This is a genomic window from Pseudonocardia nigra (assembly GCF_019396355.1).
GTDB classification, from domain to species: domain Bacteria; phylum Actinomycetota; class Actinomycetes; order Mycobacteriales; family Pseudonocardiaceae; genus Pseudonocardia; species Pseudonocardia nigra.
The window spans coordinates 23,641-36,686 of the sequence record NZ_JAHKRK010000032.1 but is presented as its reverse complement, the minus strand read 5'-3'; the positions used below and the strand labels follow the sequence as shown (position 1 = coordinate 36,686).

The 13,046-nt window shown below is 72.5% G+C and carries 13 protein-coding genes and 1 pseudogene; 8 read left to right on the top strand and 6 right to left on the bottom strand.

Annotated elements, in window-relative coordinates; translation table 11 throughout:
- Positions 1-385: 385 nt before the first annotated feature.
- A pseudogene (locus tag KME75_RS11150) lies at positions 386-768 on the top strand (oligopeptide/dipeptide ABC transporter ATP-binding protein); the annotation flags it as partial.
- A 133-nt stretch (positions 769-901) separates the two neighbouring features.
- Here the strand turns inward: KME75_RS11150 and KME75_RS11145 are convergent.
- From KME75_RS11145 to KME75_RS11125, 5 genes are all read right to left on the bottom strand, one after another.
- Positions 902-2,374 (bottom strand): LCP family protein, encoded by a 1,473-nt coding sequence (locus KME75_RS11145; protein WP_219414522.1) that lies wholly within the window; start codon positions 2,372-2,374, stop codon positions 902-904.
- 112 nt (positions 2,375-2,486) lie between these two features.
- The gene (locus KME75_RS11140) at positions 2,487-2,966 is read right to left on the bottom strand and encodes a peroxiredoxin (RefSeq protein WP_219414521.1); all 480 of its coding nucleotides are present in this window, start codon (positions 2,964-2,966) and stop codon (positions 2,487-2,489) included.
- Positions 2,967-2,976: 10 nt separating this feature from the next.
- A complete protein-coding gene (gene paaK, locus KME75_RS11135) occupies positions 2,977-4,311 on the bottom strand; it encodes a phenylacetate--CoA ligase PaaK (protein WP_219414536.1) in 1,335 nt (444 codons plus the stop codon).
- A 5-nt stretch (positions 4,312-4,316) separates the two neighbouring features.
- Positions 4,317-6,359 (bottom strand): phenylacetic acid degradation bifunctional protein PaaZ, encoded by a 2,043-nt coding sequence (gene paaZ, locus KME75_RS11130; protein WP_246631872.1) that lies wholly within the window; start codon positions 6,357-6,359, stop codon positions 4,317-4,319.
- 13 nt (positions 6,360-6,372) lie between these two features.
- On the bottom strand, positions 6,373-6,528 hold the full coding sequence (locus KME75_RS11125) for a hypothetical protein (RefSeq protein ID WP_372452584.1): 156 nt from the start codon (positions 6,526-6,528) through the stop codon (positions 6,373-6,375).
- A 62-nt stretch (positions 6,529-6,590) separates the two neighbouring features.
- Here KME75_RS11125 and KME75_RS11120 point away from each other — a divergent pair, with 62 nt between their 5' ends.
- The 7 genes from KME75_RS11120 (at position 6,591) to paaE (ending at position 11,949) form a co-directional block, all read left to right on the top strand.
- Positions 6,591-7,415: an enoyl-CoA hydratase/isomerase family protein gene (locus tag KME75_RS11120; RefSeq protein ID WP_219414520.1), complete on the top strand. Its 825-nt coding sequence runs from the start codon at positions 6,591-6,593 to the stop codon at positions 7,413-7,415.
- Positions 7,412-8,059: a TetR/AcrR family transcriptional regulator gene (locus tag KME75_RS11115; RefSeq protein WP_372452583.1), complete on the top strand. Its 648-nt coding sequence runs from the start codon at positions 7,412-7,414 to the stop codon at positions 8,057-8,059. The genes KME75_RS11120 and KME75_RS11115 overlap by 4 nt, the downstream gene beginning before the upstream one ends.
- A gap of 72 nt (positions 8,060-8,131) precedes the next feature.
- Positions 8,132-9,091, top strand: a complete 960-nt coding sequence (paaA, locus tag KME75_RS11110; protein WP_219414519.1) for a 1,2-phenylacetyl-CoA epoxidase subunit PaaA — start codon at positions 8,132-8,134, stop codon at positions 9,089-9,091.
- Entirely contained in the window at positions 9,088-9,447 is a 360-nt protein-coding gene (gene paaB, locus KME75_RS11105) for a 1,2-phenylacetyl-CoA epoxidase subunit PaaB (RefSeq protein ID WP_219414518.1), read from the top strand. Before paaA ends, paaB begins: the two co-directional genes overlap by 4 nt.
- Positions 9,444-10,358 carry a 1,2-phenylacetyl-CoA epoxidase subunit PaaC gene (gene paaC, locus KME75_RS11100; protein WP_219414517.1) on the top strand — a complete coding sequence of 305 codons (915 nt, stop codon included), beginning with the start codon at positions 9,444-9,446 and terminating at the stop codon, positions 10,356-10,358. The genes paaB and paaC overlap by 4 nt, the downstream gene beginning before the upstream one ends.
- The gene (gene paaD, locus KME75_RS11095) at positions 10,352-10,858 is read left to right on the top strand and encodes a 1,2-phenylacetyl-CoA epoxidase subunit PaaD (protein ID WP_219414516.1); all 507 of its coding nucleotides are present in this window, start codon (positions 10,352-10,354) and stop codon (positions 10,856-10,858) included. Before paaC ends, paaD begins: the two co-directional genes overlap by 7 nt.
- On the top strand, positions 10,858-11,949 hold the full coding sequence (gene paaE / locus KME75_RS11090) for a 1,2-phenylacetyl-CoA epoxidase subunit PaaE (protein ID WP_219414515.1): 1,092 nt from the start codon (positions 10,858-10,860) through the stop codon (positions 11,947-11,949). Before paaD ends, paaE begins: the two co-directional genes overlap by 1 nt.
- Here paaE and KME75_RS11085 read toward each other — a convergent pair.
- A complete protein-coding gene (locus KME75_RS11085) occupies positions 11,927-12,958 on the bottom strand; it encodes an HNH endonuclease (protein WP_219414514.1) in 1,032 nt (343 codons plus the stop codon). The genes paaE and KME75_RS11085 overlap by 23 nt on opposite strands.
- Between the last annotated feature and the right edge of the window lie 88 nt (positions 12,959-13,046).

Sequence of the window (13,046 nt, the reverse complement as noted above, 5' to 3'; positions counted from 1 at the left end):
GCCAACTTCTTGACTCATGACACTCCCGGCGATCCAGGCGCCGCGCGTTCACGACGGTTGCAGCATCAAGATCTAGAATCCGGTTTAGCGTCCGCGAGGCAAGGGCACGGACCTCGTGTGCGCAGGCCTCTGCTCGCCCTCGCGGCCATCGTCCTGATGCTCGCGAGCGCCTGCGGGGGCGGGGGCGCCCGGACCAGCAGCACGGTCGCCGACGGCACGGCCGTCCTCGGTGCTGACCAGGAGCCGGCGATCATCAATCCCTGGCTGAGCGAGGGCAACCTGCAGGCGACACACACGCTGAGCCTGACCATGCTCTACCCGCTGTGGCGTGTGACGCCGGATTTCGAGTACGAGCCGCTCCTGCTCGAGGGCATGCCGGAGGTCAGGGCTGTCGTACCTGTTCATCGCCCACGACCTGTCGGTCGTGCGCCACATCTGCGACCGGGTCGCCGTATGTACCTCGGGCACATCGTCGAGATCGGGGAGCGCAGGCAGATCTTCGAGAAGCCGACGCACCCCTACACCCGGTCGCTGCTCTCGGCGATCCCGATCAGCGACCCCGCGCAGCGCGGGATGCGGGAACGCCGGGTGCTGCACGGCGACACCCCGAGCCCGGCCGACCCGCCGTCCGGATGCCGGTTCCGGACCAGGTGCTGGAAGGCGGAGGACGTCTGCGCGGAGCAGGAACCGGCGCTGGTGGACCGCTTCGACCACAGTCATCCCTCGGCCTGTCACTTCGCCGAGCCGCCACCGGGATCGCGCCCCTGAAGGGCTGCGTTGAAGCTTGGCCCGCGCGTGGCCGGACGCCGAGCTCGTTGCCGTCCCGGGTGTCGGGCACCTGGTCGGTGCAGAGAAACGTGAGCGGAGTTCGTGGCGCTCGGCGCGTCCGCCGGGCGCCGGCTCAGCCGGGGTGGTTCGGCGTGGCCCCGCACGTCGGCTCCACCGGGGTCGGGGCGGCCGGAGCCCCGGCGGCGGGCGCGGTGGCGGCCGGCGCGGTGGTGGCCGGCGCCGGGCGCGCCGCGGTTGCCTGGTCCGCCCGGGACTCGTCCACAAGTGCCGCGTCCACGACCTGGCGCATGAGCGGGATGTCCGGGCGCGCGGGCCTGAAGGTCGCCTCCGGGTCGGACGGGTCGGGCAGGTCCGGGTCGAAGGAAACGGTGCGCAGTTGCGGAGGGAAGTGCTCGTCGACGAGCGTCACCAGCGGCGGGAGCAGGTGCTGCGGGATGTCGGTGGTGATGCTGTCGGTCGTCGCGTCGGCGACGGACCGGAAGCGCAGCAGCAGGTCGGCGGGGCTGTTCTGGGTGACCATGGCCTGGATGAGGCACCGCTGGCGGCCCATCCGGTCGTAGTCGTCGGAGTTGCGCCGCGACCGGGCGTACCACAGCGCTTCGAACCCGTTCAGGTGGTGGACGCCGGGCTGGAGCCACCCGTCGGGCTCGACGAGACGCCCGCTGTAGGTGACGCCGCCGATCGGCAGCGGTTCGGACCCGACGTCGACCGTGACCCCGCCGAGCGCGTCGACGACGGCCTCGAGCCCGGCCATGTCGACCATGACGTAGTGATGCAGGTCGAGGCCGAGCATGTGCGAGATCGAGGACATGAGCAGGTTCGCGCCGGGATCGTCGGTCGGTTCCGCCGGAGCCAGGTCGGGGTGGGCGGCCCCGTAGCCGTAGACGGCGTTGAGCAGGCGGGGGAAGCCGTCGGGGAACTCGGCGGCCGCGGGTGAGCCCCCCGGGAACGGCGCGTCCTGGATGTTGCGGGGGAGCGCGAACAGCACCGTTGCGGCGGTCTCCGTGTCGATGCTCGCGACGATCATGGTGTCCGTGCGAGTGCCCTCCCGGTCGGGGCCGGCGTCGCTGCCGAGCAGGAGGAGGTTGAGCCGGGGTGGGAGCACCTCGCCCTCCGGCTGCGACCCGTCCGCACCGCCGGAGCCGGACCCGGAGGCGAACACCGAGTTCAGCAACGAGCGCTGGGAGTGGGCCAGGTTCGCCGCGATGCCGAGCGGAAGCGCCACCACGGCACACAGCACGACGACCAGCCCGACGCCGACGACCTGTCTCCCGTTCGACCACGACCGGGGCCGGGCGAGCTGATAGGTGCGCACGATCACCGCGGTCCACGCGGCCGCAGCGAGCAGGCACACCACCGTGACGGCCACCAGCGTCGGTGCCGACACCAGGTGCTGGAGCAGCTCGGCTCGGTCGGTGCGGACGGCGATCACGGTGATGGCGTACACACCGGACAGGGACGCGCCCATGATCGCGACGCCTGCTCGTCGGCGCCCGAGGAGCAGGTGCCCCAGTCCGGGCAGGACCGCGCTCCCGGCCACGACGAGGAGTGCGCGGGGGAACGTGGGTCCGGTCGACGCGCGCATATGAACCGGGATAGCCCCGATTCGGCGCCTTCACCCGAACCTGGAGCCCTGGGCCGGAAACGTCAGGAAATCGTCAGGGTCGACATTCGGGATGCGGCCGGTCGAGTGATCCTCAGAGCCGGAGCAACAGATTCGAGCACGTCGTCAGGTCGATGCCCTTCTCGTCGACGTCGAGGCTCGTGACCACGCCGTCCTCGACGATCGCGGCGTAGCGCTTGGACCGCCGTCCGAGCCCGAAGCCGCTGCCGTCGAGCACCATGCCCATCGCCTCGGTGAACTCGCCGTTGCCGTCGGCGAGCATGAGGATGTCGTCACCCACGCCGTGGGCCTGTCCCCACGCATGCATGACGAACGGGTCGTTCACCGCGACGCACGCGATGCGGTCGACACCCTTCTCACGCAGCTCCGCGCCGCGCTCGACGAAGCCGGGCAGGTGCACGTTCGAGCAGCCGGGCGTGAAGGCGCCGGGCACCGCAAAGAGCACGACCTTCCCGGAGCCCAGCATCTCCTTCGCCGACACCGGCGAGGGTCCGTCGGTCGTCATGATGCGCAGCGTGGCGTCGGGGAGCGCATTCCCCACCTCGATCGTCATGCGTGCGAATCTAGCGTGCCGTGCGCTGGTCCTTCAGCCGCTGCAGCTTGCCCACCGAACGCTCCAGGGTCTCCGGGTCGACCACTTCACAGGCGACGGTGACGCCGACGTTCTCCTTGATCCCGCTGACGAGCTCGGCCGTCGCCGCGGCACGCCGCGCGGGCGGGCAGTCGGGGCGCGCCTCGACGCGCACGGTGAGGGCGTCCATCCGACCCTCGGTGGTGAGGACGAGCTGGAAGTGCGGCGCGAGCCCGGCGGTGCGCAGGACGACCTCCTCGATCTGGGTGGGGAAGACGTTCACGCCGCGCAGGATGATCATGTCGTCGCTGCGCCCGGTGATCTTCTGCATCCGGCGCATGCCCGGCCGCGCGGTACCCGGCAACAGCCGGGTGAGGTCGCGCGTGCGGTAGCGGATGATCGGCAGGGCCTCCTTGGTGAGCGAGGTGAACAGCAGCTCGCCCTCCTCGCCCTCGCGCATCGGCACGCCGCCGCCGTCGACACCGATCGGGTCGATCACCTCGGGGTAGAAGTGGTCCTCCCAGATGTGCAGGCCGTCCTTGGTCTCCACGCACTCCTGGGAGACGCCCGGACCCATCACCTCGGACAGGCCGTAGATGTCGACCGCGTGCATGTCCATGCGGTCCTCGATCTCGCAGCGCATCTGTTCGGTCCACGGCTCGGCCCCGAAGATCCCCACCTGCAGCGACGACGCCGCCGGGTCGAGGCCCTGCTTCTCGAACTCGTCGATGAGCGTGAGCATGTAGCTCGGAGTGAGCATGATGATCTCGGGGCGGAAGTCCTGGATGAGCTGGACCTGCCGCGGCGTCATCCCGCCGGAGACGGGGATGGCCGTGGCGCCGAGCTTCTCGATCCCGTAATGGGCGCCGAGGCCGCCGGTGAACAGGCCGTAGCCGTAGGCGTTGTGCACCTTGTGGCCCGGTCGGCCGCCCGCGGCGCGGATCGAGCGGGCCATGACCGTGGCCCACGTGTCGATGTCGCGTTCGGTGTAGCCGACCACCGTCGGACGGCCGGTCGTGCCGGACGAGGCGTGGATGCGCCGCACCTGGTCCTGCGGGACGGCGAACATGCCGAACGGGTAGTTGTCGCGCAGGTCGGCCTTCGACGTGGTCGGGAACTTCGCGAGGTCGGCGAGCTCGCGGCAGTCGTCGGGGTGCACGCCGTGGGCGTCGAAGCTCTGCCGGTAGAAGGGCACATTTTCGTAGGCGTGCCGCAGGGTCCACTGCAGGCGCTCGAGCTGCAGGGCGCGCAGCTCGTCGACCGACATGCGCTCGGCGGGGTCCAGCAGCTCCGGGGGCGGGGCCTCGCCGAGTCGCCGCTGCTGCATCGTCCTCACTTCGCGGCCTCCTTCTTCGCCACCAGGGTCAGCACGTCGTAGCGCGCGACCGACTCGCCGTCCTGGCGGGTCACGTCGGCGTCCCAGCGGACCTCGCCGTAGCCCGCGGTGTCGCGTGGGGTGAGCTGCTTGCAGGTGAGGGTGACGGTCAGTTCGTCGCCGAACTTCACCGGCGTGAGGAACCGCAGGTCGTCGACGCCGAAGTTGGCGAGCACCGGGCCCGGGTCCGGGTCGACGAACAGGCCGGCGGCCAGCGACACGATCAGATAGCCGTGGGCGACGCGCTCCCCGAACAGCGGGTTGGCGGCGGCCGCCTCGGCGTCCATGTGGGCGTAGAACGTGTCACCGGTGAACTCGGCGAAGTGCTCCACGTCCTCCTGGGTGACGCGGCGCGGGCCGGCGACGATCGTGTCGCCGGGGCGCAGCTCCTCGAGGTGCTTGCGGAACGGGTGCACGTCGGTCGGTGTGCGCTGCGAGCCCGGCACCCACCGCCCGGTGATCGAGGTGAGCGTGTCGGGGTCGGCCTGTACCGCGGTGCGCTGCATGTGGTGCAGCACGCCGCGGATGCCGCCCATCTCCTCGCCGCCGCCCGCGCGTCCGGGGCCGCCGTGCACCAGCGCCGGGAGCGGCGAGCCGTGCCCGGTGGACTCCTTCGCGTCGGTCGCGTTGAGCACCAGCAGCCGGCCGTGCCAGGGCGCGCTGCCGAGCACGACCTCGCGGGCGAACGCCGCGTCGGCGGTGACGATCGAGCCGGCGAGGCTGCCCTGCCCGCGCGCGGCGAGCTCGACCACCTGCGTGGTGCTCGTGTAGGGCATCACCGTGGCGACCGGGCCGAACGCCTCCACCTCGTGCGGTTCCGCCCGCTCCGGGTCGGCGACCAGCAGGATCGGGGAGATGAACGCGCCGCGCTCGGCGTCGGCGTCCACCACCTCGACGCGCTCGGGATCGCCGAACACGATCCGCCCGGCGTCGGCGAGCGCCTTGACGCTGCGGCGCACCTCCTCGCGCTGCTCCAGGCTCGCGAGCGCGCCCATCCGGACGCCCTCGCTGCCCGGGTGGCCGATCGTCGTCCGCGCGAGCCGCTCCGACACGGCCTCGACGACGGCGTCCACGTGCTGCTCGGGCACGAACGCGCGCCGGATCGCCGTGCACTTCTGGCCCGCCTTGACCGTCATCTCGGCGACCACGCCCTTGACGAACAGGTCGAACTCAGCCGTGCCGGGCGCCGCGTCCGGGCCGAGGATCGAGAGGTTGAGCGAGTCGGCCTCGGCGGTGAACCGCACCGAACGCTGCACGATCGTCGGGTGCGTGCGCAGCTTCGCCGCGGTGGACGCCGACCCGGTGAACGAGACCGAGTCCTGCTCGGTGAGGTGGTCGAACAGGTCGCCGATCCCGCCCGCGACAAACTGCAGCGAGCCCTCCGGCAGCAGGCCGGAGTCGACGATCAGCTCCACGAGCTTCGCGGTGAGGAACGCGGTGGGGCTGGCCGGCTTGATCAGGCTCGGGACTCCGGCGAGGAACGCGGGCGCGAGCTTCTCTAGCGGTCCCCACACGGGAAAGTTGAACGCGTTGACCTGCGCCGCGACCCCCCGCAGCGGGGTGCAGAGGTGCTGGCCGACAAACGTGCCGCCGCGGCCCAGCGGCTCGACGGCGCCCTCGACGTAGAACGTGTCGTTGGGCAGCTCGCGGCGGCCCTTCGACGCGTAGGCGAGCAGCGCGCCGATCCCGCCGTCGACGTCGAACTTCGCGTCGGCCAGCGTGGCCCCGGTCTGCGCCGACACCGCGTACAGCTCGTCGCGGTGCTCGCGCAGGTGTTGCCCGAGCGCCTTGAGCAGAGCGGCCCGCTGGTGGAACGTCAGCTCCCGCAGGGCGGGTCCGCCGACACCGCGGCCGTGCTCCAGCGCACCCGCGAAGTCCACCCCGGTGGACGAGACGCGGGCGATCTCCGCGCCGGTGACCGCGTCGTGCAGTGGCCTGCCCTCGTCGGTGGCGGTGTGCCAGCCGCCCTGCACGTAGCTGCGCAGCATGCTTGCTCCCATCAGATGCGCTCCATCAGCATCGCGACTCCCGGCCGACCCCGACGCACAGGGTGGCGAGGCCCCGGCGGCCGTCCTCGCGGCGCAGCCGGTTCAGCAGTGTGACGGTGATCCGCGCGCCGGAACAGCCCAGCGGGTGTCGTGTCCCGCCCCGCAGGAAGACCTCGCCCATGCCGTCCCTCGACCTCCGTTGGCGAACGATCGTTCGGTTGTCCGGCACGCTAGCATGGCGCGGTGACTGACGACAGGGGTGACGCGGGGCACACACCTGCGGTGCGGGTGGAGAAGGACGCCGAGCAGCCGGCCGTCGCCGTGCTCACGCTCAACCGTCCGGACCGGCGCAACGCGCTGACCCGCGAGCTCAAGGAGGCGCTGGTCGCCGCCGTCGCGCAGGTCGGCGAGGACCCGTCGGTGCGCGCGGTCGTACTGGCCGGCTCGGGCAAGGCGTTCTGCGTCGGTCAGGACCTCGCCGAGCACGCCGAGGCGCTGCGCGCCGACGCCGGGTCGGCGTTCGCCACCGTCGAGCAGCACTACAACCCGATCGTCCGCGGACTCGCCACCATGCCCAAGCCGGTGGTCGCCGCGATCAACGGCGCCTGCGTCGGAGCGGGCCTCGGCTTCGCGCTGGCCTGCGACTTCCGCGTCGCTGCCGAGAACGCCGTGTTCGCCACCGCGTTCGCCGGGATCGGCCTCACCGCCGACTCCGGGCTGTCGGCCTCCCTCGCCCACTCCCTCGGCGCGGCGCGTGCTCTCGAACTGCTCATGCTGGGGGAGTCCTTCACCGCGGAGCGGGCCGCGCAATGGGGGCTGCTGCGCGCCGCCGTCCCCGCCGACCAGGTGCTCGACACGGCGCTGGAGCTGGCTCGTACCCTCGCCGCCGGGCCCACCGCCGCCTACGCCGAGATCAAGAACGCGGTCGCCGTCGGCGCGGTGTCCCCCCTCGACGAGACGCTGGCGGCCGAAGGTGCGGCGCAGGCACGGCTCGGGGTCACGCGGGACCACGCGGGCGCCGTCGAGGCGTTTCTCGGCAAGCAGCGCCCGACGTTCGAGGGATCGTGACCGCCGCCGAGGACGCGCCGGTCGCCCTCGGTCGGCCGCGGACCCGTCGCGCACGGGGGGAGGCGGGGGCGCGCCGGCCGGTCTACGACGCGGCGTCGCTGCTCGAGGTCGCCGTCGCCGAGTTCAACGCCCGCGGATACGACGCCACCTCCATGGAAGACCTCTCGCGCGCTGCCGGGATCACGAAATCGTCGTTCTACCACCACGTCAGCGGCAAGGAGGACCTGCTGCGGGCCGCCCTGCAGAGGGCGCTCGACGGGCTCTTCGCCGTGCTCGAGGAGCGGCACGCCCGCACCGGGCGGCCGGTGGACCGGCTGCGCTACATCGTGCGACGGCAGGTCGAGGTGCTGCAGGCCGAGCTGCCCTACGTCACGCTGCTGCTGCGCGTGCGGGGCAACACCGAGACCGAGCGCTGGGCGCTGGACCGCCGCCGCACGTTCGACGCGGCGATCGCCGACCTCGTCCGCGAGGCATCCGCGGCGGGGCAGGTGCGCGGCGACGTCGAGCCGTCGGTGGCGGCGAAGCTGCTGTCGGGCACCGTCAACTCCATCGTCGAGTGGTACCGGCCGGGCCGGCCGGGTGCCGAGGCGCTGCCCGAGGACGTCGTGCGGTCGGTGTTCGAAGGCGTGCTGCCGCGGGAGTAGGCGCACCGGTTGCGCCCCGGGGCGTCGTGCGTCATCATCAGACGAACGAACATTCGGTTTAGGAGGCGGGCCGTGACCATCACTGCCGAGCAGGACCTCGCCGCGCACTTCGACGCCACCATTGCCGGGGACCAGCGCATCGAGCCGCGGGACTGGATGCCGGAGGCCTACCGGAAGACGCTGGTCCGCCAGATCGCCCAGCACGCGCACTCGGAGATCATCGGCATGCAGCCGGAGGGCAACTGGATCCTCCGCGCGCCGAGCCTGCGCCGGAAGGCGATCCTGCTGGCCAAGGTGCAGGACGAGGCGGGCCACGGCATGTACCTCTACGCCGCCGCGGAGACGCTCGGGGTCGACCGCGAGGAGCTCACCGAGAAGCTCATCGCGAACAAGCAGAAGTACTCCTCGATCTTCAACTACCCCACACTGTCCTACGCCGACGTGGGCGTGATCGGCTGGCTCGTCGACGGCGCCGCCATCTGCAACCAGGTCCCGCTCTGCCGCTGCTCCTACGGGCCGTACGCCCGGGCCATGATCCGCATCTGCAAGGAGGAGTCGTTCCACCAGCGGCAGGGCTACGAGCTGCTGCTCGCGATGGTGAACGGCACGGACGCGCAGCGCGAGATGGTGCAGGAGTCGACCAACCGGTTCTGGTGGCCGTCGCTGATGATGTTCGGCCCGCCGGACGCCGACTCGCCGAACACGCAGCAGTCGATGGCGTGGGGGATCAAGCGCCACACCAACGACGAGCTGCGCCAGCGCTTCGTCGACATGACGGTGCCGCAGGCCGAGGCGCTCGGGGTCACGCTGCCCGACCCGGGGCTGACCTGGAACGCCGAGCGCGGCCACTACGACTTCTCCGAGCCCGACTGGGACGAGTTCAAGGCCGTGATCACCGGCTCTGGCCCGTGCAACGCGCAGCGCCTGGCGCACCGCCGCCGCGCCCACGAGGACGGGGCGTGGGTGCGCGAGGCGGCCCAGGCCTACGCGGAGAAGCAGACCGCGAAGCGGGCCGGGAAGGCGGCGGCATGACCGAGAACTTCACCGCCGAAGGTGGCCACGGGGCCGTTCCCACCGAGGGGGTCGCCACCGGATCCGGGACGAAGCGCGGCAGCTGGCCGCTCTACGAGGTGTTCGTGCGCGGCAAGCGCGGGCTCAACCACGTGCACGTGGGCTCGCTGCACGCCGCCGACGCCGAGATGGCGCTGCACAACGCCCGCGACCTGTACACCCGCCGCAACGAGGGCGTCTCGATCTGGGTGGTCAAGGCCGAGGACATCACGGCGTCGAGCCCCGGCGAGAAGGACCCGTTCTTCGCGCCGTCCGGCGACAAGGTCTACCGGCACCCGACGTTCTACGCGATCCCCGATGAGGTGCCGCACCTGTGAGCGCGACCCAGGACGACCACGACGCCACCAACGCCTACCAGGCACTCGCCGACACCGTCGGGCACGACGACCCGCGATGGGCGTTCGGCTCCGGGGTCGAGGACGTTCAGGCCGAGATCACCTCGCCGGTGCCCGACGGTGTCGACGCGGCCGACCTCGCGCAGTACTGCCTGATGCTCGGCGACGACGCGCTGATCTGCTCGCACCGGCTGTCGGAGTGGGTGGCGAACGCGCCGGAGCTGGAGGAGGAGGTCGCGCTGGCCAACACCGCGCTCGACCTGCTCGGGCAGGCCCGGGTGCTGCTGGCCCGGGCGGGGGAGGTGGAGGGGCGCCAGCGTGACGAGGACGCACTCGCCTACCTGCGCCCGGAGGGCGAGTTCCGCAACGTCGCCCTCGCCGAGCTGCCCGACAACCTGGAATTCGGCCGCGCGATCGCCCGGCTGCTGCTGTTCTCGACCTGGCGTCTGGCGCTGCTGCACCGGCTGCTCGGCTCGCGCGACCCCGTCGTCGCGGCGATGGCGGGCAAGGGCGTCAAGGAGCTGACCTACCACCGCGACCACGCCGCCCGCTGGACGCTGCGGCTCGGCGACGGGACGCCCGAGTCGCACCGGCGGATGCAGGCGGCCCTCGACGCGGTGTGGCCCTACCTCGAGGAGCTGTTCCGCACCTCCGACGTGGAGCGGCGGCTCGCCGCGGCGGGCGTGGCGGTCGACCCGGCCGACACCCGCGAGGAGGTCGACGCCGTGCTCGACGAGGTGCTCGCCCGCGCCACCCTCACCCGGCCGGCGGTGCCGTCGATCGGCACGATCGGCGGCCGCGGCGGGCGGCAGGGGCTGCACACCGAGTACCTGGGACACGTGCTCGCCGAGATGCAGAGCGTGGCCCGCCAGCACCCGGGGGCGACGTGGTGACCGCGACGAGACCGGCTGCGCGCGCGGTCGTCGCCGAGGTCGTCGACCCGGAGATGCCGATGCTCACCCTCGACGACCTGGGCGTGGTGCGGGCGGTCGAGGAGGACGGCGACGCCGTCTCCGTCACGATCACGCCGACCTACTCCGGCTGCCCGGCCATAGAGGCGATGCGCGACGACATCCGCGCCCGGCTCACGGAGGCCGGGTACGCGCGGGTGGACGTGCGCACGGTGCTCTCCCCGGCGTGGAGCACCGACTGGATCTCCGCGGACGGGCGGCGCAAGCTCGCCGAGCACGGCATCGCGCCGCCGGCCCGGGTCGGCCCGCGCAGCACCGGACCGATCCCGCTGACGCTGACCCCGCCGTCGGCCACGGTCGCCTGCCCGCGCTGCGGCTCGCCCGCCACCGAGGAGTTCTCCCGTTTCGGCCCCACGGCCTGCACCGCCCTGCGGCGCTGCACGGCATGCAAGGAGCCGTTCGAGCACGTGAAGGAGATCTGATGGCGGCCCCCACGACGGAGGTGCCGGTGCCGCGGACCGGTGGGTTCCACCGACTGCGGGTCGCCGACGTCGAGCGCCTGTGCGACGACGCCGTGGCCGTCACGTTCGACGTGCCCGCGGACCTGCAGGACGTCTTCGCGTTCCGGCCCGGGCAGTACCTGACCCTGCGCCAGGTGACCGCCGAGGGGGAGGAGCGCCGCTCGTACTCGATCTGCGCCCCGGCGGGCGCGCTGCCGAAGGTCGGCGTGCGGCGGGTGGACACGGGCCTGTTCTCCGAGTGGCTGGTCGACCGGGTGGCGTCCGGCGACGAGGTCGAGGTGGCCCCGCCCGCCGGCTCGTTCACCCCCGACCTGGAGCCGGGCACCCACCACGGGCTGGTGGCGGCCGGGTCGGGGATCACACCGGTGCTGTCGATCGCGGCGTCGCTGCTGGCCGCGCACCCCGACACCCGTGTCACGCTGCTCTACGGCAACCGGCGCACCGACACCGTCATGTTCACCGAGGAGCTGGCCGACCTCAAGAACGCCTACGGCCCGCGGCTGCACCTGCTGCACGTGCTGTCCCGGGAGCCGATGGAGGCCGAGATCTTCACCGGCCGTCTCGACGCCGACAAGCTCCACACCCTGCTCGGCGCGCTCGTCGACGTCGGCGACGTCGACCACTGGTGGCTGTGCGGGCCGCTCGGCATGACCGAAGCGGCCGTGGAAGTGCTCACCGGGTTCGGCGTGGATCGCAAGCGGGTGCACCGCGAGCTGTTCTACGTCGACGAGCCGCCGCCCGAGCTGCACCGCCCGGACGCCGCCGTCGAGGGTGAGACCAGCGAGGTCACCGTCGTGCTCAACGGGCGCTCGACCACTCTGTCGCTGCCCAGGTCCGAGAGTGTGCTCGACTCCGCCCAGAAGGTGCGTGGTGACCTGCCGTTCGCCTGCAAGGGCGGGGTGTGCGGCACCTGCCGGGCGAAGGTCCTGGAGGGCGACGTGGCGATGCGCCGCAACTTTGCGCTGGAGGACGAGGAGGTCGAGGCCGGGTTCGTGCTCACCTGCCAGACCGTGCCCGTCTCCGACGCGGTCACGGTGGACTTCGACGCCTGAGGCCGAACCGCCTGCCGCGCCGCGGCCGGGACGCGGCGGGCTTGCGGCTGCGGGGCGAGCTGCCTGGTGGGCGCGGTGCGATCGAGATGTACCGGTGCCCGGTGGGTGTGGTGATCTCGACGGTGTGGCGGGTGCCTTTCCGGGTGCGGGCGACCCATCCCGGTGCCTGCCGGCCCAGGTTGCACTGCGCGCACAGCCCTTGTCCGTTGTCGGCGGAGGTCGGCCCGTGGTCGTGGTGGGGGACCACGTGGTCGCTGTGCCGGATCGGCGCCTCGCACCACGGCGTCCGGCAGAACTGGTCGCGGACCCGGATGAACCGGGCGAGCCCGGCGGGGAACGACCGGCGCTGGGATTCCATCGCGACGAGGCTCCCGCTCTCCGGGGCAACGTAGAGCCGGCGCAGCCAGGCGGCCTCCGCCTCGGCGGCGCTCACGACGAGCCGGCGCGCGAGGTCGGCGGGGATCGCTCCGAACCCGTGCACCACGCCGGGATCGTCGCTGCCAGGGCCGGTGCCGTCACCGAGCAGGGCGCCGTCGCTCATCACCAGCTGGATCTCCACCGGGACCGCGCCGGCGGAGGCCTGGCCGGTGACGCGCTCGACGAGGGTGTCGGCCATGATCTGGCCGCGGGTGCGGGGATCACCCGCTGCCACCCGGGAGTCCGTCTCCCGGCGCAGGGCGGCGTACATGGCCACGCCCTGGGCGACGGGGACGACCCCGGACAGGATGGCCATGGTGTCGGGGGCGGGGCGGCAGGTGACCCGCCGGTCGGCCTCGGCGTGGGCGCGCCTGCGGGCGACCGAGGCGGGATCGAGCCGGCACGCGAGCTTCTGGATCTCGGCGACGAGCCTGCGGTCGCCGAGCCCTTCCAGGGCCGCGGGGTCGCCGGCGAGCTGAGCGTCGATCTCCCGGCGGTGCTCGGCGGACAGGCACGCGGTCTCGCGCACGAGCAGGGTGGCGCGCCACTCGGAGATGATGCCGCGTTCGAGCGCGGCCAGGGTGTGCGGCATCTCGGTGACCAGTGCCTTGCCCAGCCCGAGGTGCTGCCCGCCGCGGAACGCCGATTCGCGCCGGGCCAGCCCGATCTGCCCGGCGACC

Coding starts and splice junctions, on each gene's coding strand:
- KME75_RS11145 (WP_219414522.1), bottom strand. CDS start 2,374: ATGCGCGCGTCGACCGGACCCACGTTCCCCCGCGCACTCCTCGTCGTG.
- KME75_RS11140 (WP_219414521.1), bottom strand. CDS start 2,966: ATGACGATCGAGGTGGGGAATGCGCTCCCCGACGCCACGCTGCGCATC.
- paaK (WP_219414536.1), bottom strand. CDS start 4,311: ATGCAGCAGCGGCGACTCGGCGAGGCCCCGCCCCCGGAGCTGCTGGAC.
- paaZ (WP_246631872.1), bottom strand. CDS start 6,359: ATGGGAGCAAGCATGCTGCGCAGCTACGTGCAGGGCGGCTGGCACACC.
- KME75_RS11125 (WP_372452584.1), bottom strand. CDS start 6,528: ATGGGCGAGGTCTTCCTGCGGGGCGGGACACGACACCCGCTGGGCTGT.
- paaB (WP_219414518.1), top strand. CDS start 9,088: ATGACCGAGAACTTCACCGCCGAAGGTGGCCACGGGGCCGTTCCCACC.
- paaE (WP_219414515.1), top strand. CDS start 10,858: ATGGCGGCCCCCACGACGGAGGTGCCGGTGCCGCGGACCGGTGGGTTC.
- KME75_RS11085 (WP_219414514.1), bottom strand. CDS start 12,958: ATGCCGCACACCCTGGCCGCGCTCGAACGCGGCATCATCTCCGAGTGG.